Origin of the sequence: Halomonas citrativorans (assembly GCF_014898005.1) — a bacterium.
Classification (GTDB): Bacteria; Pseudomonadota; Gammaproteobacteria; order Pseudomonadales; family Halomonadaceae; genus Vreelandella; species Vreelandella citrativorans.
Window position 1 is genome coordinate 45,945 of record NZ_JABUYX010000004.1, and the last position, 18,173, is coordinate 64,117.

At 54.2% G+C, this 18,173-nt stretch carries 12 protein-coding genes and 1 pseudogene; 3 read left to right on the plus strand and 10 right to left on the minus strand.

The genetic code is table 11. The annotated features are described in order from the left end of the window. Positions 1-28 precede the first annotated feature (28 nt). The 7 genes and pseudogenes from INT20_RS06650 to INT20_RS06680 all read right to left on the minus strand — a co-directional run bounded on the left by INT20_RS06650 (position 29) and on the right by INT20_RS06680 (position 12,234). Positions 29-1,990 carry a vWA domain-containing protein gene (locus INT20_RS06650; protein ID WP_192528420.1) on the minus strand — a complete coding sequence of 654 codons (1,962 nt, stop codon included), beginning with the start codon at positions 1,988-1,990 and terminating at the stop codon, positions 29-31. Continuing rightward, positions 1,987-3,087, minus strand: a complete 1,101-nt coding sequence (locus INT20_RS06655) for a hypothetical protein (RefSeq protein ID WP_192528419.1) — start codon at positions 3,085-3,087, stop codon at positions 1,987-1,989. The genes INT20_RS06650 and INT20_RS06655 overlap by 4 nt, the downstream gene beginning before the upstream one ends. Beyond that, complete coding sequence (locus INT20_RS06660; protein ID WP_192528418.1) at positions 3,080-5,848, minus strand: putative virulence factor; 2,769 nt, start codon at positions 5,846-5,848, stop codon at positions 3,080-3,082. Before INT20_RS06660 ends, INT20_RS06655 begins: the two co-directional genes overlap by 8 nt. Beyond that, positions 5,845-8,898, minus strand: coding sequence for a virulence factor SrfB (locus INT20_RS06665; protein WP_192528417.1), 3,054 nt, complete (start codon positions 8,896-8,898; stop codon positions 5,845-5,847). Before INT20_RS06665 ends, INT20_RS06660 begins: the two co-directional genes overlap by 4 nt. Positions 8,899-8,913: 15 nt before the next feature. Continuing rightward, positions 8,914-10,323 carry an SrfA family protein gene (locus INT20_RS06670; protein WP_192528416.1) on the minus strand — a complete coding sequence of 470 codons (1,410 nt, stop codon included), beginning with the start codon at positions 10,321-10,323 and terminating at the stop codon, positions 8,914-8,916. 413 nt (positions 10,324-10,736) lie between these two features. Continuing rightward, a pseudogene (locus tag INT20_RS06675) lies at positions 10,737-10,820 on the minus strand (arginase family protein); the annotation flags it as partial. A gap of 94 nt (positions 10,821-10,914) precedes the next feature. Beyond that, positions 10,915-12,234, minus strand: a complete 1,320-nt coding sequence (locus INT20_RS06680; RefSeq protein ID WP_192528415.1) for an NRAMP family divalent metal transporter — start codon at positions 12,232-12,234, stop codon at positions 10,915-10,917. Positions 12,235-12,590: 356 nt separating this feature from the next. Between INT20_RS06680 and INT20_RS06685 the strand changes: the two genes are divergently transcribed. Continuing rightward, a complete protein-coding gene (locus INT20_RS06685) occupies positions 12,591-13,241 on the plus strand; it encodes a hypothetical protein (protein ID WP_192528414.1) in 651 nt (216 codons plus the stop codon). 45 nt (positions 13,242-13,286) lie between these two features. Here INT20_RS06685 and mapR read toward each other — a convergent pair whose 3' ends face one another. After that, positions 13,287-14,708 carry a GntR family transcriptional regulator MpaR gene (gene mapR, locus INT20_RS06690; RefSeq protein ID WP_087110820.1) on the minus strand — a complete coding sequence of 474 codons (1,422 nt, stop codon included), beginning with the start codon at positions 14,706-14,708 and terminating at the stop codon, positions 13,287-13,289. 67 nt (positions 14,709-14,775) lie between these two features. Then, positions 14,776-16,041, minus strand: coding sequence for a beta-ketoacyl-ACP synthase II (gene fabF / locus INT20_RS06695; protein ID WP_192528413.1), 1,266 nt, complete (start codon positions 16,039-16,041; stop codon positions 14,776-14,778). 128 nt (positions 16,042-16,169) lie between these two features. Between fabF and INT20_RS06700 the strand changes: the two genes are divergently transcribed. After that, positions 16,170-16,820 carry a TetR/AcrR family transcriptional regulator gene (locus tag INT20_RS06700; RefSeq protein WP_192528412.1) on the plus strand — a complete coding sequence of 217 codons (651 nt, stop codon included), beginning with the start codon at positions 16,170-16,172 and terminating at the stop codon, positions 16,818-16,820. On the opposite strand, the gene INT20_RS06705 is transcribed toward INT20_RS06700, so the two are convergent. Continuing rightward, positions 16,817-17,740: a LysR family transcriptional regulator gene (locus INT20_RS06705; RefSeq protein WP_192528411.1), complete on the minus strand. Its 924-nt coding sequence runs from the start codon at positions 17,738-17,740 to the stop codon at positions 16,817-16,819. The genes INT20_RS06700 and INT20_RS06705 overlap by 4 nt on opposite strands. Before the next feature lie 131 nt (positions 17,741-17,871). Here INT20_RS06705 and INT20_RS06710 point away from each other — a divergent pair, with 131 nt between their 5' ends. After that, the gene (locus INT20_RS06710) at positions 17,872-18,144 is read left to right on the plus strand and encodes a DUF2798 domain-containing protein (protein WP_172117817.1); all 273 of its coding nucleotides are present in this window, start codon (positions 17,872-17,874) and stop codon (positions 18,142-18,144) included. Positions 18,145-18,173 lie beyond the last annotated feature (29 nt).

Sequence of the window (18,173 nt, forward strand, 5' to 3'; positions counted from 1 at the left end):
ACGTAATTCCTTTAGATTCAGCACAGGCTTAAGGCATCATTTCTAGTGGAATCGGATAGACATCATCTCTAGGGTCGGCGCCTTCAGCGAGAGATACCCACCTATCAACGTCTTCGTTATAGCGCTGGTAATGACGTAGTTTAGTGGCGAGGCGTCTGATAAAGCGTTCTTGCTGCAAACCATCCCAACTCAGCCAGGTTTCTTCATCAAGATTAAGCACTTCGCTTTGATAGGGGAGGTCGTCAAGGTACTCGCCCATAAGTCCTAATTCGCTTAAGTGCTGCCCTTCGCTTTGCTGTACTTGATTAGGATCCGCACCCATTGCTGCAGCCACAGAGCGGAGCCGATCAAACATGTCGGTCGGCGAAATAAGCCCAGCATTTGCTGCGTTAAGAATTTCACTGACCACGTCACTCAAATCGCTAAGCTGCCCTTTGGTAAGCAGTACGCGCACGTCGATGGTTGGCACATGTTGAGCAATGAGATCTCGGTCGCTAATCCATGCTTCAAATACGGGTGGAGCTTGGCTTCCCGTTACTTGGCCAAGGTAAGCAAGGCGCATTGCATGGCCAATGACCTGCATATCATCCATCAAACGTTGCTCACTTGGGTCTTCAGTGGGCTCGGCGTTTAAAGCGCTACCGATGGCCTCATCGCCTAAATATGCCGCTTGAACCTGGTCCGTAATCGCGGAGGCTAAAGCATCAACACGCTGTCCAAAAAGTGTTACATCGCCTGTATTAACAGGGTAATAGAGTGAGGTGCCCGTGCCTGCGAACGTAGAGAGGTTGCTGTATTGTGCTTCAGCTTTAGCATGGTCCCCGTTGCTCTCGCCGCCAGGGGTTTTTAAATGCAAGGTATAGACTGCAATACCTTGACGGGCGGCTTCCAGACGAACCTGGTCTGCACTAAACCCTGTCGACGAGCGCTCGCTATCACTGTCAATTGCACTGGCGTCAGTGATTAAAACAATGTAGCGCGCGCCAAAATTACTCCACTCAATCTCTTCGACTGCCTGCATGATGCCCGCATAAGCATCTTCCTCCCAGCCAACGGTAGAAACCTGGGCTTCGCTGAGGCTTGCCACCCGGGCCATAAAATCGTTGCCGCTTTCAATATCAGCAGGATTAGCGAACATACGGGTGACATACTCAATGCCGGGTGCTGCGTCTACGCTGTCGCGATAGGAAACCAGGCCAAATTTTACCTGGTCTGTGAGCTGTTGGTCCTCAATCCTCTGGTATATACGCTCAACGGCTTCACGGGTACGCTCAATGTAGGGTCCCATGGAAGAGGTGGAGTCAATGACAAATACAACACCGGCATTAAACTCACGTAACTGCGCTGAAGGATCCTTCTGGGTATCATCCTGCTGGCCTTCTTCAGCCGCCTCACTGACAGAAGCAACACGCAGCAAGCGTGTCATAAAGCCAGCCTCAGTCATGATCTCTTCGCCTTCAAGAATAGGCAGTAAATAAAACTGTTCTTGAAGATCGACAAAGTACTCAGGCTCTTGGGCGACGATCCCCGAAGCCTCACCATCACGGCGTAGCTGAGCACGTAAGGGAGCTACTTTTCCGGAAGGCTCAAAGTCGTCAAAAATTTGCATCAGTCCGTCACGTTCTTTAAAGAACATCAGACGTTCACGATTAGCAGGATTGGTAAATGACAGTGTGAGCTGCATTTTCCAATCGACCGTACAGGATTCAGGCAGCCAGCCAATGGCGCTGCCATAACTATCGGGGCCCACCTTTAGCCAGTTTTCGCCACTCTTCTCGCTCAACTGATACACATAAAAACGGCTAAAGGCAGGTTGGAGCTCGCCCCCTGCACCGCCTGCATCTTGCACGAGGTGACAGCCTGGCGTTGTCAAAACGCGTTGGTAAAGTGTTTCCTTTCCTTCTTGTAATAAAGGTCGGTCGTCAGCGAGCGCTTGAGTAGCTGCCAACATGCCTACCGTCAGGCTCAGCAGTATCCTGTGCAGTGTCATGGCTGAAGTTCCTCAAGTCGCTGATTAGCTTCTGGATTTGTGGCGTCAATGCCTTGGGCGGTCTCGTACCAGAAGATAGCGGTTTCAGCATCCGCTTCTGGGAAGCAGGTACTGGATGCATGCTGTTCAGGATCAAATTGGCGGGCATAGCCAAGCGCGGCGTCAATATCGCCATTAAGCGCCTCATGGGCGTAAAGACGACGTGCTATGCCGCAACGCTCATTCGCTAGCGCGTCGTCAATCACGCTCAGCATGACGTCAGAATCAATCCCAGCAGAGGTGCAGCTCTGAATAAACTCAAGTTCGCCCTGTTCGGTCATACGCTGAAGAGAGCAGGGAGCGGCAATCCCTTCTGCCGGGCCCTCTTCACCGACCGGAGCTATTTCAGCTTCAGGTTCAGATTCAGGTTCAGGTTCAGGTTCTGGGGCAGCAGGCTCTTCTTCCAACGGCTGTTCAGGCTGACTTTCCTCCTGCTCTGCTTCGCTGGCAGCGTCTGAAGGCGCATTGCGCATCGCTAGGCCGAACCAGGCGGCGGCTGCAAGAAGTGCCAAAAGCACAATAGCCAGTACTATCCAAAGCCATCGCTTATTGCCCTTTTTTGCTGTCTGGGGCGCTTCTGGCGCTGGCGTTGTAACCTCGGCGGGTGATGGCTCAACCGGTATGGGGTCAGGCTCTGGTTCGGGTTCTGGCGCCGCCGGTGAATGTAGGGCCGCTCCTGCGGCTAATGAGGGCGTACTGCCACTGGCGCCGGATGGCATCAGGTCACGGGCTAGCTTTAAACGTGCGCGCCCCAACTCCGTGCCATCAGCAGCGTAAAACCGAACCATATTGGTGGCATGCGGATTTTCGATTAGTGGGTCAACGATCTGCTCATCGACCACAGCCGTCGAGTGGCCGTCCGCATTGGTTTGCAGCGTTGGCAGCGTGAATTTAAAAGAGTGGCTTCCCCACTTTCCATCGGCTTGTAAAAAGTGTTCATCCTGGTTGCGCTGAATGTCTACCGACAGACCTTCGCTCGGAGGAGTGCCACCGATCATTACTAGCTGGGCATAACCGGGTTTAAGATCAGACAGGGGGCGAAGCTCAACTTTACGCATACGCCTTCTCCTTGGTAGTGAATAACGCAAGTACCTCACCGAGGCGCTCATTCTGCTCAATGGTGATTTCGCGACCGCCGCTATGCCCGGCATTTTCTTGAGTCATGAGATAAAGTCCGGATAGCCAGTTGCCAAAATACACCTGCGCTTGATTGACGGGCTGGTCAGGTAGTTGCGGTAATTCGCCGTTGGGTAGGTGGTCACGCTGATAGCCAAATAGGGGACCTTTTCTACCCACAAGGCTTGCAGGCCGCTGATCCACAGGAAGGTAGTGAAAACCGAGCCAGGCAATGAAATCACGCAGCACGAGCTGGGCCGTCAATACTTGCCGTGACACGAGCCGATCCCGGCGGGCGCCGCTTTGAATGCGTTGCAGCAGGGCTTCTTGCAGTTTCTCTTGTACCTTTGACCGGCTGGCACCTGTAATCAGTTCATCGGCCAATAGCTTCATCAAATCACGATCCAGCCCCAGCATGCGTAACAGCCCTTGGCGCTGGGGAAACTCACGCAAGTGACCTACCCAGGCGTGATAGACGGCCTTGGCAAAGCGGTGATCAGCACTTTGCAGCACGGGCGCTCTTGGTGCCTGGGCGGGTATATCGGTTGGTTCGCCAGGACTGTCGCCAAAAGGAAGCGCTCCAAAGTCAGCTTCCAGGCCAGCACTACTGCTGCCATATAGCCCACCATTGTCGACGCTAGCGTCGTCGTCATCTTCTGTGGATGATGACAGGCTGTCTTCGCTGTCACTGAGGTAGAGGTCGCGAACGGTTTCGTCGGGCAGTTCCAGGTGATATTGCAGCTCTCCCATTGATTGCCAGCGCACCTGAAGCTCTTTCCAGAAACGGCCTGCAATGGCGCGCTTCTGCTCTACTTCACCATCGGCGTCATTGAAGTGCCAAGTAGCAAGACGATCCGTGACCAGCGTACGATATGTTTCCTTGAGCTGGCTTTCGATCCGGCCTAATTTGTACTCCAAGCCTGCAATGCGGCCCAGGTAGTCGCCAACGTGGGCCATGCCACCATCATCTAGCGTCAGCATTGCTTGCCAGGCATCGGCGGGTTGCTGAACGTGCTGCTGTACCGTCGGGCTTTCAATGAAGGTATTTTGCATGCTTGCCAAGGCTGCTTGTGTTGCTTCGTTTATGGCAACTTCCCGGCCTTCTTCACTTACCAGGAACGGCACAGGCAAACGCGGTTTGCGCACCAAGAAAGTATTATTAAACGCTTGGCCGGGTGACCACTCCTGCATCCACTCAAAGCTTCCGAAACGCTCCAGCATGGTCATTTTGATCAGACCTTCCCAGCCTTCACGCAACTGGCTTTCGGTTTGTTGCAACGCGCCGGAAATACGCTTATCGAACATGGTGAGCGCCCAGATCAGCCCAGGATCGCGCTGGCCGCGTTCGGCGGCTGTTTCGCCTTGGGTTTTTTCGATCCAGCGGGTTAAGACCGGGCCAACGCTTGTCACATCGCTCTGCTTGTCTGAACTTGTACAGACCACCAAGCCGTTCATTTCCTGGCTGTCCGTGTAGCGCTCGAACAGGTAGGCCACCTTGCCACGCAGCAAGAGTTGAGAAAGGCCTTCCTGGCTTCCTGATTCACCAATATTACGTAGGCTTAAACGGCCGCGATAACCGGGGAAGTCCAGCAGGTCCACCTGCTCTACCCGCGGGTCACGGGTAGGCTCGATCAGAGGAAAGGTCAGTTCCGCCGTGAGTGCTGCGAGTTGGGCAACCGATAAACTAACCGGCGCGGCCAGGGTATCGCCAATTGAGGGGCAAACCTCAAGCGTATAATCCTTTGCGGTACCCAGGCGCTCCAGTATGTCGACGTTCATGATGCTGTCGCGCTGACTAAAGCCGTCTCCATCGCTCACTACCAGGCAGCGAAGCGGGGCATAAACGCGAGCGGCGTGGCCCAAGGCATCCAGGGTCTGGGCGAGTTGGCGATAAAGGTGGGTAAGTTCGGGTTGTTCGCCCCATAAAATGGAGAACAGCTCAGCCCGTTGGTGGCTGGTAAGTTGCGGGGCAAGCTTGACTACCTGCGGCCAGTAGCGGGCGTTGAGTTTGCTGACGGATTTAGGAAAGCTCGCCTGTAGGTAGTCCCAAAGCTCTACCACATTTTCGGGCGTTACACCTTTCGGCGTTATCCCTGATTGGCGCTTTTCATCAGATTCAGCAGCGTAAAGCGACAGCAGGCGCGCGACTTTGCTTTCATCAATTTCGTAAACGTCTTCGCGTTCGTGGTCGAAGTCGTTGAACCAGGCATTCGCCAATACTTTCGCTACTTCCACTTCGCTGAACAGCTTGAGTTCAACCGGGAATTCGCTGGGGCCGGAGCTTGCCGTGCGGCTAAATCGTGTGACCAGGCCGGTCGCTTCCTTACCACCACCGACAGGGTTGATGTGTTCGATAAAGTCTAAACGAGCCGAGCCATAACGCGTTTCCAATTTGCCGTTTTCGCCAGCCGCCAGTGCGGATATAAGATACGACTTACCCGCTTGAGAGAGCCCAAAAAAGCCGACGGTCATTGGTGTCGTGGCGGCATGCGATAAGCTTTTCGCAAGGTTACGGGATCGATAAAGGGCAAGCCCCAGCGTGTCTGCTTCACTGTCGAGGCTAGGGGCGCTTTGGCGCACTGAGTCAATCCACTCCAGGGCTTCACCTGCGCCCTGATAAAAGGACTTCCAGCCTTCGCTGAGCTGTTTCTGTTCTGGCGTCAGCTGTCCTGGTGACAACTGTTCGGGTGTCAACTGGTTCATGTGCGTTTTACGCTCCCGCTGTCCAGCCAGTAGTTGGTATCGCCCAGTCCGGCATCATTAAGTGTATTGAGCTGCAGCTTCAGGTCACGTGAGCTAAAGCTGCCTTCACCGCTCGTTTCAACGCTGGCGATCTTCAGGCGATCACTGATCAGGCTGCCTTTGCTGGCCCGTTCATCCACCGCTAAACGTACCTTCAATATGAAAGCGTGGCCCGTATTGGCTTTGGCTTTTTCGAACTTCTCCGTCCCGGTCGGGGTAAACGTCAGCGTATAGAGCGGAGACGCTGACCAACGCTGAGCGGCTAGCTGGCGAAAGCCGATTCGAAGTGCACCGCGCATTTCGATTGCGGGCGTTTCCCCTGTTTCATCTTCTTGCAGATGAATCATGGTGCCGTCTTCGGAGGTTGTTATATCGCGATAGGTGATATCGGCATCAGGGATCGTATTATTGTTATCAATCAAACCAATATGACGAATCGTTGAATAGGGTTTCAGCTTCGCAGCATCGAAAAAGAAGTTGGACAGATCATGGCGGGTGCACAGTGAGCACAACATCGCGCCTACGGAAGCCGTGGTTTTAGGATCGTCTATACGGCCGTTGCGATGGAAGGGGTACCAACTGCCTGTGCGGTAACCCTGCAGTGGCAGGATGCGCCCCGGTGGTAGTGGCAGCATTTTGCGCAAATAGGCTTGGACACCCGGTAAACGTGATGGGCGGCCGGTAATCAAGAGCATGTCGCACTGATATTGGAAAACCACTTCACACAGCGATGCCAGGGTTTTGCAGATGTTGAAGCGATCTTGCAAAAAGGCACGATGAACGTCCAGCAAGTTGAACGTAAGCGGAATGCTCATCAAATCAAACGTAAGGTCCATGCCCAGCTCGTGCCTTAGTGCCGTTTCGACATAACGGTGCACCGATGTGCTTACCTTGTGCTCGCCTAAGCGTTCACCGTAGGTGAGTGTCTCTGAGCCACAAGGCTGCTCGGGGTTAAAGCTTTCATAGGCCTCAAGTAGCGCTAGGCCGAGCGGGGTGAAAACCTGCAGGTTAAGCTGTTGGCGTAGAACCTGATTCTGGGCATTAGCGTTGTCCTGCCCGCATAGTTGCGACATCATCGAGTCAGGCGATGCTACTCCTGCCTGCTTGAGCGCGGCCTCAAAACTGGGAAGTACGAACAGCTGAATGACATCAAGCAGGATGTCATCTCCGGCGACGCGGAAACCGTCACGAAAGCGCTGCTGTGGTACGACGGAGACATTACTGCCTCCGCTCGTTGATCCACTGCGGTCAAGATGGTAGTCGGTAATGACCAGGTCCGTGGTGCCGCCACCAATATCAATAGTGGCAAGGCTGACCTGCTCACGATGGGGTTTATCAGGGCGTGCAAGCGTTGCGAAGAACTCTTCTGGATGCCCGGCAAAGTTCTCCTTGATTTCCGTATAGAGGTAAACCAACTGGCCGCAGGAGGCTTCGTCCCACTCTACACGCAAGCTCGGCATCGGGACGCGTAAGGTGCCGTCAGCTTCTGCTTCAAACGGATTACTCTCTTCTTCACCGTGATCCCAGCCCAGGCTTTTCCAGATCAGGGCAACCGCTTGCTCAAGCCGTGATACCAGCAGGCTGCGTTCTGCCTGTGGCAGCGCTGGAGGCACTGTCAGGGTGATAGAGCGTAGCTGGCGAGGGCGGTTGGTATGCCCTTGCCGGGCACGCTGAGCGGGGCTGTTCATCTGCATCAATGCTTGTGCCAGCACTTCTGACAGCATGAAGGTCATCAGCGAGCTGCGCGAGTAGTGCGGCTTGAAGACAGGTAGCTGATCTTCTTCATCCAGCGTGTAGAGCGCATCCCCCAGCTCGTTAATCAGATGAGAGAAGGGGGCGGCGGTGGCATGTGGCTCCGTGTCGGTACGCACATACGCACTGTTAAAGCGCCAACCGTGGTGATATGTCTCATCGTCCCACAGGTAACGTTTGGGGCTGGATAGACCTGTGGAGCCTTCGGTGCCCCGCCGCCGTCCGGCCAAACGTCCTGCTTCCACGCCAACCCGGGCGATGGTAGGCCATAAGAAAGCGTCATGACGGCCACTCTTGACGGATAAGTGGTCTTTGCCAAAAAAGGTCTGTGAGAATTCAATACGACTATCAAACGGGTCTCTATAAACCCGCTCAGGATCGACAAGGTCACGCAGCTCAAGCACATAGTTGTGTCTCAGCCCCATGCCCGACTGGCCGTGATCTTCTATCAGAATCCCGCACGTACGCGAGTTGCCGACATCGAGCACTAGGTCGACGGGAATTACCCCTTCTTTCTGGGCGATAACCTTGATGTCAGGAATATGAACGCGTTTGCCCTGCTTGCTGTGCTCTTCTTCGATAGGCTGGCGCAGCAGGCTAAGTACGTTCAGGTAATGTGCAAAATGCTGGCACTCTTCAAGAGCGTCACGCATTTCCTGGCTATCAAGCTTGGGATTGGCTTCGCGGAAAAGCTCTTCAAGCCATTCTCTTACCCAGGATTGGTCAAGAAACCAGCGCATGTTCGACGTGCTGGTGGCCAGGCGGAAGTTGGTGCCTGAGTTGACGTCATCCGTCGTTGGGCAAAGGTATGCGGTGTTATCACGACGCGGCAGCGTTTGTGTATCAAAGGCTAACGTCAGGCGATGAGTATGGCCGTCGATATCGGGCTCATCCAAGGCCGTCAAGCGCATGCGGGCCCAGTTGGCAGGGCCTTCATCAAACTTGCTTGGCGGCCGAAAACGGAAAAAGGGGAGCGGGAGCCAGGCTTTATCCAACTGCTCAAGACTTGTCGACATCGCCATGTCGAATTGAGGGCGTTTAACGATTTCAAACTCGCCAGGCTCTACTTCATGAAATAAAGAGCCATCTTCTTCATTAACCAGCAGGCGAGTCAGCATCTTGTCCGTAGTGGCCAGATACATGAACTCCCCAGCTGGCTCCTTGCGAGGCTCCAGTGTTAAACCAAAGTCCAGGAACTGAACGCCGGAGTGGCTAACCAGAGTTGCCACCTCTTCGAAATTAATAATCTCAGGTAACATAATCCGTTTACCGTCCTATTCGCTGGCTTTCTGAAGCCGCATGGGAAAAGGTTCATCGTCATAGCTGGCTGCGCAGTCGGCCATTTCGCCCTCGTTTTGATGGCACTCTACGCGCGGCATTTCGTAATTACTGCCGTCTTCACAGCGAGCACGCTCTTGGGCTTCAACCTGGAGTTCACCACTTTGCATCACGGCAGTCACAGGACCTGAACACATCACACCAGCCTGCCCACCGCGGCGAATAAACATCTGTCCTTCGCCTTGGTTGAATGCGTAGCGTACTTGAAGAGGCTGACCACTCTGGCTATCCATTACGCCTGCGCCTTGCCAATTACCGTCGAGAAAAGCAGCTGTTCCATCTGGCGTGTTGGCAGGAAGGTTTAGTGGCTCAGGGAGGGCTGTTGGGCTCTGGGCTGTATTGGCTCTGCCTGCTGGCGGCTCTGTGGCACTGGGTGATAACGCGTTGACGGGCAGCTCACTGACAGGTGGCAATGGCTCAGAAAGCGCTAAATCCATATTTGATTGAGATGGCATCGTGTTTGCCAAGCTGTTATCAGATAACGCTATAGCAGGCGTTCCAGTTGAGCTTCCCTGGGCTGGCATGCTGGCTCCAGCGTTTAACCCAAAAACGCCATTTGGCAGCGCAAGATTTTTAGGGCCGATACTAAAAGGCCAAGTATTCAAGCCCTGCGAGGGCAGTTGAGGAACAGCAAAAGAAGGCGTTTGGACCGTCGGTAGACTTAGCTCAACCTTGGGTTCTAGCGGCGGTGTAGAACAGCGTTTCAATCCCAGCAGCAACAGCAAGCCTAAAAGTAAAGCCAAGGGCAATAGCCACCATAAACGGCGCCACCAAGGGCGCGGTTTCACAGCAGTGGGCTCATTGCTAGGCACGGCAGCCGCTAGTGGAGCTAGAGGCGGGGATATGGGCGCAGGAGCCTGTGCTGGCTCAGTCTCGGGATAGAGGCACTGCAAAGGATTAGCGTGCCGGTCGGCTTCAGGATGTATAAAGCCCCAAAAGGTGAGTACCGGAGTGCCGTCCACCAAATAAACATGGTTTTCATCTGGGAAGTGACAAGACCATTTGACTAAGCGTGCGAATACTTCGTGGTCACCGCCCTGGCCGTCACCGGGCATTTCGACAGCTTGAATCTCTTTTTTAAAAGATTCCAACTGAATACGCGCGTCCTCTCGTTCACCTTCAGTAGCATTCTTCCAAGGCACTACGTCACCGGGGATGCCACTGTACCAATCGACGCCTTCTCCCTGCTGGTCGCGTTGTGGTATAGCAAGGTGGCGCTCTTTTCCTTTTAGGCGGCGTGCAATAGTTTTACGTAATTGAAGCGCAGAGTGAAAAACCGGCTGCCCCGTCTCGCCAAGGGCGCGATATTGGTCTGTCTTACCGCTATGCAGCAACAGAGATGTCATGCCTATACCTTACTTTGAGGAACCACTCATTGACTGGTTCAGATAAGCCAGCGTTAAAAAAGTGGTTTCAATAAAGCAAGATCAAAAGAAGCTTGGCATGGAAGTGAAGTTGAATTTTTCAAAACCAGCGTTCCCTAACGAATTTTAATCGATTTGATTAGTTTTCTAAGCATCTTAACAAGGTTAATTTAGTAAAAAAAGGAAAGTTAGATTGGCAAGCGAGATGCTTTCTAAAAAGCCTGTTAATAGCGGATTTTAGATAGGATTTTTTTCGGGAAGGAAAACGCTGAAACGTGCACCAAAATCTCTTTTGCGTCATGTTTTTGAAACAAATTTTTAAGAGCCTTGGATTGGAAATAGACCATAAAATTCGCCCTTCTTGAGGACCATGAAGGGCGATAGTTCTTTATATCAACTTTTAGCAGTAAGTCGGTCGACATACCGCCACATACCGGTGTGCCGGTGCACGGTGCAAATGCGGGGTCGAGCCTATCAATACCTGCGCGGCCGAAAAACTGCACTTAAGCCAGTTAGCGCTCAGCCATGCACTAAAGCGGCTTCGCGAGGCGCTGACTAGCGAGTACTTACGAGTTAGTGAATAAAGCGAACATAAATATAGCCCAGTGACAGAAGCGCCAGGGTAGCGATTGCTAGCCAGCTCCAGGCATTAATCAGGCGTGAAGGGCGCTGGGACACCGGCACGGTTGAGCCGTTTGCCGTCAGGTGGTTGAGGGTAGCCAGCACCGGGCTTATCAAAAACGCCACGACCATGACAAAGTCCATAAACAGCCGGAAGCTGCCCATCAAGGTATACAGAATCACCACGGCCAGTAGTGATAAGCCCACCATGCATACAAAAAATGCGCGGCTGCCCTCAATCGTACGGCTCTCTTCCGTGGCGCCTTCCGGGCGTGTAAACGTATAGTAAGAGGCCGTGATCATGCGTGGAAAGCCATCCAGCACGGTCAGCAGTGTGGTGAGCATGACGGTAAACGCGGAAATACCCACGACCACGCCGCTCCACTCGCCCAAGGTGTTGGTATAAAGGCCAATCACTTGGCTTGCAAAAGCGACGGCGCCATCGGCGGGCGTTATTGCTTGGCTGTGCATCACGCCAGCGCCCATTACGACAAAACAGGCCGCCAGAACGGCCGCGCCGATATAGCCGATATTGAAGTCGATTTTTTCGGCGGCAGTGCCACTGCGCACGCCCTGATTTTTATTACGCGCCTCTGACCACAGTGAGTTCATCACCGCGAGCGTAATATCAGATGGCATCAAGCCAAGCACCGCTACCAGGGTAATAAAGGTGGCTGTGCTAAAAAGCGGAGAGACGGCTGTCGCGGGGTAGAAGGTCCAGTCGACCAGGGGCACGGCCACCAGGGCGGCCAACAGGGTGGTGACGCTTAAGATGACAATAAAGACTTTATTGACCCAATCCAGTAGCTTGTAACCGCCTGCAAATGTCAGCACGCAGCACAGGGCAATCAGTATCACGGCGATGGCTGGCGGGCTTAACGTCATAGGCACGATACTGCCGGCAAGACCTGCCGTGGTAATCGCAATGGCGGCAATAATAATCGCCGAGACAGGTATTTGGACCAGCGCAAACAGCGCCACCACGGATTTACCAAAGGTCTGGCGGTAGCCCTCAACCAGCGACTTGCCTGTGACGCTGACATAAAATGGCCCGAAGAAAAAAGACGGATACTTAAGCAGTATGGCAAGTAAAATAAAGACCAGTAAGCCGATGCCATACTCCGCCCCAGCACGCGTTGATTGAACAACGTGAGACGTGCCAATGGCTGCCCCCGCAAATAAAAAGCCGGGGCCAAGCGCGGCCAGGTATTTGGCATACATGGATGTGACCGGAGGAGAAGCCGTCAGCGTGCTGGATTCTTGAGGGGGCATGGTGGGCTCCTTGTGAGCGAGATTTTATTGAAATGTCATTATTGTTTTAAGCGATTCTGATCGCGGGCCGCTATGTTAGCTCAGTCTTTGATGGCTTTCATGCGCTATGCGCTGTATGACGCTACTCACGTATAGCAAAATCGTTAAGGCTGGCTAAATGGCGAAGGTGTTACGCTAGCCGGGTTTGCTTGCACTGGGTCAGCCTTTAAGCTGATATGTATTTATCGTAACGTTCTGAGTCTGTACTGAAACGGCAGTGCAAGGCAGAATTCAAAAACGCACAGATGGCGAGCAGGACATTCGTTAACCAGACGTCAGGCTGTTAGGGTAATAAAACGTTTAAGAGGCGCGCTACTATGCTGACTGTTTTCATTTATTTTATGATTTTTATAGGTGTCACGGCCGCTTTATACCAGGTGTATGAGGTTAACTATAATATTAATTTTGCCAATGACTTGAAGCTTTCAAGCGGCGATAAAGTGCGCTTAAGCGAGCTTTCTCATAAAGCATTGTTGGCGAAGCAAACAGGCGGGTCAGCCGATTTTGACCAAGCGGTCGCCCACACATTTGGGCCTCAGATGAATCATCATATGGCGCTCCTGGCGTTTACAGAGGAAAAAGCGGGCACCTATGCCATTCCTCTTCTACGCCGCAGGGGGCAGCTTGATGTCAGCGGCGAATTGCGCGTGCGGCATTTGTCATTCTGTAAAACCCGGCTGCCAACATGGGATGCCCGCGTGCTGATGATTTCACTGGTGATTGTGAACAGCATGCTGGCGCAGTTCCTGGGTGGAATGAGCATCTATACGCTGCTATACCCCTTTTCATCGGCCGCCTTTACCTGGCTGAATGAACCCCCGGTGCTGATGCTATTAACCTTCGTGTTGATCGCCATCTCTCACGGCATTTTCCGGCTTGATATGTATCTGCACGACCTGTATCAAATTGGAAAGCTTGCCCGGTTAACATCGGCAGACAACCGTCATCTGCATAGCCAAAAGGCGTAAGTCGCTAAAACGAGCGCCTGAAAATGAACACCTGAAAAGCAGCGCTTAACAAGATGCCAGCATTGCTCTTAGCTGCTCGCCCAAAAACGCCATGGCCTCTTCGCTGCGCGGTGTCCATGGGTGGCCATAGCTTAAGCGGGCGCAGTTTTGATACCCCTGCGTGGCAGAGAAGATAGGCCCAGGTGCAATGCTGATCCCTTGCGCCAGGGCTATTTGAAACAGGCGCAGCGAGTCCACCGGCTTGGGAAATTCAAACCACAGAAAGTATCCGCCAGCCGGGCGTGTTGCGCGGGTATCCTTGGGAAAGTAGCGTGCCGCCGCCGAGAGCATACGGGTTTGCTGAAATTCCAGTGCCAGGCGCAGTTTGCGCAAATGGCGGTCGTAGCCGCCGTGCTGAAGGTAATCTGCAATGGCTACCTGAGCGGGCACCGAGGGTGAAATTGTCGTCATCAGTTTCAGCCGGGAAATGCTTTCGGCGTAGCGCCCTCCGGCTACCCAGCCGACCCGATAACCGGGCGCCAGGCACTTTGAAAACGACCCGCAGTGAATCACCAATCCTTCATCATCAAAGTGCTTAACGGGTACGGGGGGCTTGGAGCCAAAATAGAGCTCGGCATACACATCATCTTCGATCAGCGGCACCTGATGCTGCTTCAACAGCCCATACAGCGCCTGCTTTTTGGCCGTACTCAAGCTCGCCCCAAGCGGGTTTTGCAAATGGCTCATCAGCCAACAGGCTTTAATCGGGTACTTGGCAAGGCTGTCTGCCAGCTTGTCCAGGTCGATTCCTTCCCGCGGATGAACAGGAATCTCGACTGCCCTTAACTTCAAACGCTCCAATACCTGAAGGCTTGCGTAAAAGGCCGGTGACTCGATGGCGACAAGATCACCAGGTTCGGTCACGCACTGAAATCCCAGGTTCAGGGCTTCCATGGCGCCATTGGTAATCACCAGTTCCTGGGGCGGTAGGTGCACGCCAGCCAACCGGTAACGCAGAGCGATCTGGCGGCGCAGTGCCGTATCGCCTGCGGTCATATCTGTGATGATGGCGTTGGGAGAAAGCTCGCGTAGCCCTTTGGCCATGCTGCGCGCCAAGCGGGGAAGCGGAAACAGCTCAGGGCTTGGAAAGGCCGAGCCAAAAGGCACCGTATCGACATTTTGAAGCGACCCCAGCACCGAAAAAACCAGTTCACTTACCGCAATGTCGGCCGTTTCAGGGTGGCCTTGGGTCATTTCGGGCTCGTTGAGAAACTGCTGCGCCTGTTCGCGGACAAAGTAGCCCGAGCGTGGCCGCGACACGATTAGCCCCTGCTTCTCCATCAGGTAGTACGCCTGAAACACCGTCGATGGGCTAATGGCGTAGTGGCGGCTGGCCTGGCGAACTGAGGGTACACGCTCCCCTGGCGCCAGCACACCACTGCGGATAAGTTCGGATATTTCCTCGGCAAAGCGTTCGTAGCGTTTCATGTTCTTCCACCGCTAAAAGCAGGCCAAGAGGATACGCGAACGGCGGTTAAAAGCCGACGGCCAGGCGCTACATCTGACTGATAATCAGCGCCGCGTTGACGCCGCCAAAACCAAACCCGTTGCACAGCACATGCGGGGAGGGCTGGGTGCGCGTTGTTAACGGGATGAAGTCCAGGTCCCGCATATCTTCATCGCAGTGCGTCAGGTTAAGTGTGGGCGGCAGCTGGCCCGTCGTGGCAGAAAGCGCTGAAAATATACTCTCAACACCGCCCGCCGCCCCCAGCAAATGGCCCGTTGCCGATTTGGTGGAAGAGATCGGAATGTGTGGCAGTTTGCTACCAAACACACGCCGTAAGGCGGCAATTTCTGCCCGGTCGCCCACGGGCGTGGAGGTGGCGTGAGCATTGATATAGCCAATCTCATCCGCGTTAAGCCCCGCCATTTTCAGCGCCGAATGAATCGCCGCGGCGGCGCCGTTACCGTCCTCTGGCCCGGCAGTAATATGGTAGGCATCGGCACTGGTGCCGTAGCCGCTAATGACGGCCAGCGGCGTGGCGCCGCGCGCTTGTGCATGTTCAAGTGTTTCAATCACCAGCAGGCCCGCACCTTCGCCCATCACAAAACCGTTGCGGGTGCTGTCGAAGGGACGCGACGCACTTTCAGGCTGCTCATGCTCGGTGGAAAGCGCTTTGAGCGCGTTGAAGCTCGCTAATGATAGTGGGTCAATACACGCCTCGGCGCCGCCCACTAACGCCACGTCGGCTTCACCGCTACGGATTAGACGCATGCCGTCGCCAATCGCTTGCAGGCCCGCCGCACACGCCGTCACCGGACAGCCCAGCGGGCCCTGAAAACCGTAGCGAATCGACAGATTGCCCGCCGCCATATTGGCCAGAAACGCGGGTACGGTAAACGGCGACACCCGACGGTAACCTTTCTGCTGTAGCGTTTGCTGGGCCTCGGTAATCGTGGGGAACCCGCCAATGCCGGAACCGATAATGGTCGCCGTGGCGCGGCGTTGTGCTTCGTCCGTTGGCTGCCAGCCAGCCTGCTCAAGCGCCTCTTTTGCCGCTGCCATGGCGTAAAGGCTGAACAGGTCCAACTTGCGGCGCTCTTTGGCATCCGCGATATCATCCAGACAAAGCCCCGCCTGCGGGTCATCAGTTGAGTGGGCAACCGCACCGGCAATTTTGATAGGCGTTTGAGCGGTATCAAAGCGGGTAATCTGGCGAATCCCTGAACGGCCTTGCAGCAGAGTGTCCCAACTTGTCTTGACGTTATATCCCAGCGGGCTGACCATGCCCATGCCGGTGATAACAATAGGTGAGTGCATAGCGGCTCCTCAGTGCTTTAAATACGGCTACGCTAGCAGTACGCATTATATGATCAAGATAATATTTAGCAGGATTATTTAGCCAAACAATTTAGCCGAACGATTTAGCAGTACATAACGAGGTCAACATGCCTTATCCCAAAAGCCATAAGGCCAAAACCAGAGAGCGTATCCTGGCGTCAGCCACTGAACTGTTCAGCCGATACGGCTTTAATAAAGTCTCCATCGGTCAGGTCATGAAGCTGGCCAGAATGACCCACGGGGCTTTTTATTCCCACTTCGCCTCCAAAGAGGCGTTGTATGATGCCTCTGTGCGTAAAGCGCTGGATGGCAGCCGGGCGGCACGCTTGGTAAAAGGGCCGCTCTCCTTGCAGCACCTAACGGAGCTGGTCTCTAACTACTGGAATCTCCAGGAGCTTGAGCGTAAGCAACAGCCAGGGCCGGAAGCGGTGCTGTTTAATGAAATAGGCAGCGAGAAAGCCGAGATTCGTACCATGTTTGAGGCGTCTTACCTGCGGATGAAAAAGATGCTTGAAATGCGCTTGCTTGCCTTGAGCAAGCTAAAAAAACTCCCCTTTGCCCACGACCGCGAAGTGATTGCCGGTAAGTCGCGGGTTATTCTGGCAGCGCTGGTGGGGGCCGTGGCCATTGCCAAAAGCCTACCCGGTGAGGAAGAGCGTCAGCATGTGTTATTGGCGACCCAGCGCCAGATTTTGTTAATGCTGGGGGTGAGCGAAACGGAAGCAGAAGGGATGCTGCAACGCGTTATGTCGGCCTAGGCCCGCCAGTGGGCAGGGAGAGTCTCGGTGAGAAACTGCTGAAACGCCAGGACCTTGGGCGTTAATTCACGCCGATGCCGGACACAAAGATAAAACTCTAGTGGGTCAACCTCCAGGGGCTCATCAGCCGCAAACGGCGGCGTAAACAGTGCGACGAGCTTGCCCTGCGCAATTAACGGTTCTGCAATAAACGCCGCTAACCGTGTGATGCCGCCACCTTCAATGGCCATCTGGGCCAGTGCATCAATGTCGTCGCTGATCATACGTGCCTTCACCGGCACATCGAAACGTATGCCGTTGCGTACCGCACCCCAGCCGAGATAGCGCCCATCCAAAGGAAACCGAAATACCAGGCAGTCATGCTCCTTAAGCTGCTCCAGAGTGTGCGGGTATCCGGCCTGCTCAAGATAGCGAGGTGCTGCGCAGAAGATGGATGGCACCCGCGCAATAGGACGCGCCACCAACCCCTCTTCCAGCGCATGACGAATGCGAATGCTGGCGTCAACCGATTCGGCGATATGGTCCACGTGGCGGTCGGCAATGCTGAGCTCGACCGTGATGTCGGGATAACGGCGATTAAAGGCTGGGATCATGGGGGCCAATAGGTGCCGGGCAAAGGCACCGGTTGAAGCGATGTGCAAACGCCCTCTGGGTGCGTCATGCAGCGCGCTGACGGCCTGACCGGCAAGCTCCAATTCCTGTACCAGTTCACGCACTTTTGCGTAATAGGTAGCACCGCTTTCCGTCGGCGCTAAACGGCGCGTAGTGCGGGTGAGCAAGCGCACCCCCAAGTGGGTTTCCAGGCGGCTGATGTTTTGGCTGGCGGCTGCCGCGCTAATACCCAAACGGCGCGCGCCGCCCGCAATGCTGCCGGCTTCAACTGCTTTCACAAAACTCTCGATACCGCGTAACGCAACCATAAGCCATACCTTAATCTTTAGCGCCATTCGTAATATTAACTTATGGCTGTGCTTATCGTGAACCTGCTTCTGAATTGGTTCAAGTCACTGTAGAGTGCGCAAACACGTTTGATAGATAAGGTAATTCACCCATGACAACCCGCCGCTACCCAGAACAGCGCCTGCTGGCAGCGCGCAAGCTGCACCCACGTTTTACGCCGGTCATATTTGCATTATACATGTCGACGATTATGGCGTTCTTAATGACCCTGATTATTACCGCCGTTAATGCGGGAGTGAGTGATCACTATTTTAGCCAGGTATGGCACGCCTATCGGGTAGCCATGCCCAGCGCCTTTGTGTGCATTTTGGTAGTACGGCCACTGGTTGCCCGTCTTGTACAGCTTACGATCAGGTCGCATTGAGGTAATTATGCCGCTTGATTTTTGCGCAT

Coding starts and splice junctions, on each gene's coding strand:
- INT20_RS06705 (WP_192528411.1), bottom strand. CDS start 17,740: ATGGTTGCGTTACGCGGTATCGAGAGTTTTGTGAAAGCAGTTGAAGCC.
- INT20_RS06700 (WP_192528412.1), top strand. CDS start 16,170: ATGCCTTATCCCAAAAGCCATAAGGCCAAAACCAGAGAGCGTATCCTG.
- mapR (WP_087110820.1), bottom strand. CDS start 14,708: ATGAAACGCTACGAACGCTTTGCCGAGGAAATATCCGAACTTATCCGC.
- INT20_RS06655 (WP_192528419.1), bottom strand. CDS start 3,087: ATGCGTAAAGTTGAGCTTCGCCCCCTGTCTGATCTTAAACCCGGTTAT.
- INT20_RS06670 (WP_192528416.1), bottom strand. CDS start 10,323: ATGACATCTCTGTTGCTGCATAGCGGTAAGACAGACCAATATCGCGCC.
- INT20_RS06660 (WP_192528418.1), bottom strand. CDS start 5,848: ATGAACCAGTTGACACCCGAACAGTTGTCACCAGGACAGCTGACGCCA.
- fabF (WP_192528413.1), bottom strand. CDS start 16,041: ATGCACTCACCTATTGTTATCACCGGCATGGGCATGGTCAGCCCGCTG.
- INT20_RS06680 (WP_192528415.1), bottom strand. CDS start 12,234: ATGCCCCCTCAAGAATCCAGCACGCTGACGGCTTCTCCTCCGGTCACA.
- INT20_RS06665 (WP_192528417.1), bottom strand. CDS start 8,898: ATGTTACCTGAGATTATTAATTTCGAAGAGGTGGCAACTCTGGTTAGC.
- INT20_RS06710 (WP_172117817.1), top strand. CDS start 17,872: ATGACAACCCGCCGCTACCCAGAACAGCGCCTGCTGGCAGCGCGCAAG.
- INT20_RS06650 (WP_192528420.1), bottom strand. CDS start 1,990: ATGACACTGCACAGGATACTGCTGAGCCTGACGGTAGGCATGTTGGCA.
- INT20_RS06685 (WP_192528414.1), top strand. CDS start 12,591: ATGCTGACTGTTTTCATTTATTTTATGATTTTTATAGGTGTCACGGCC.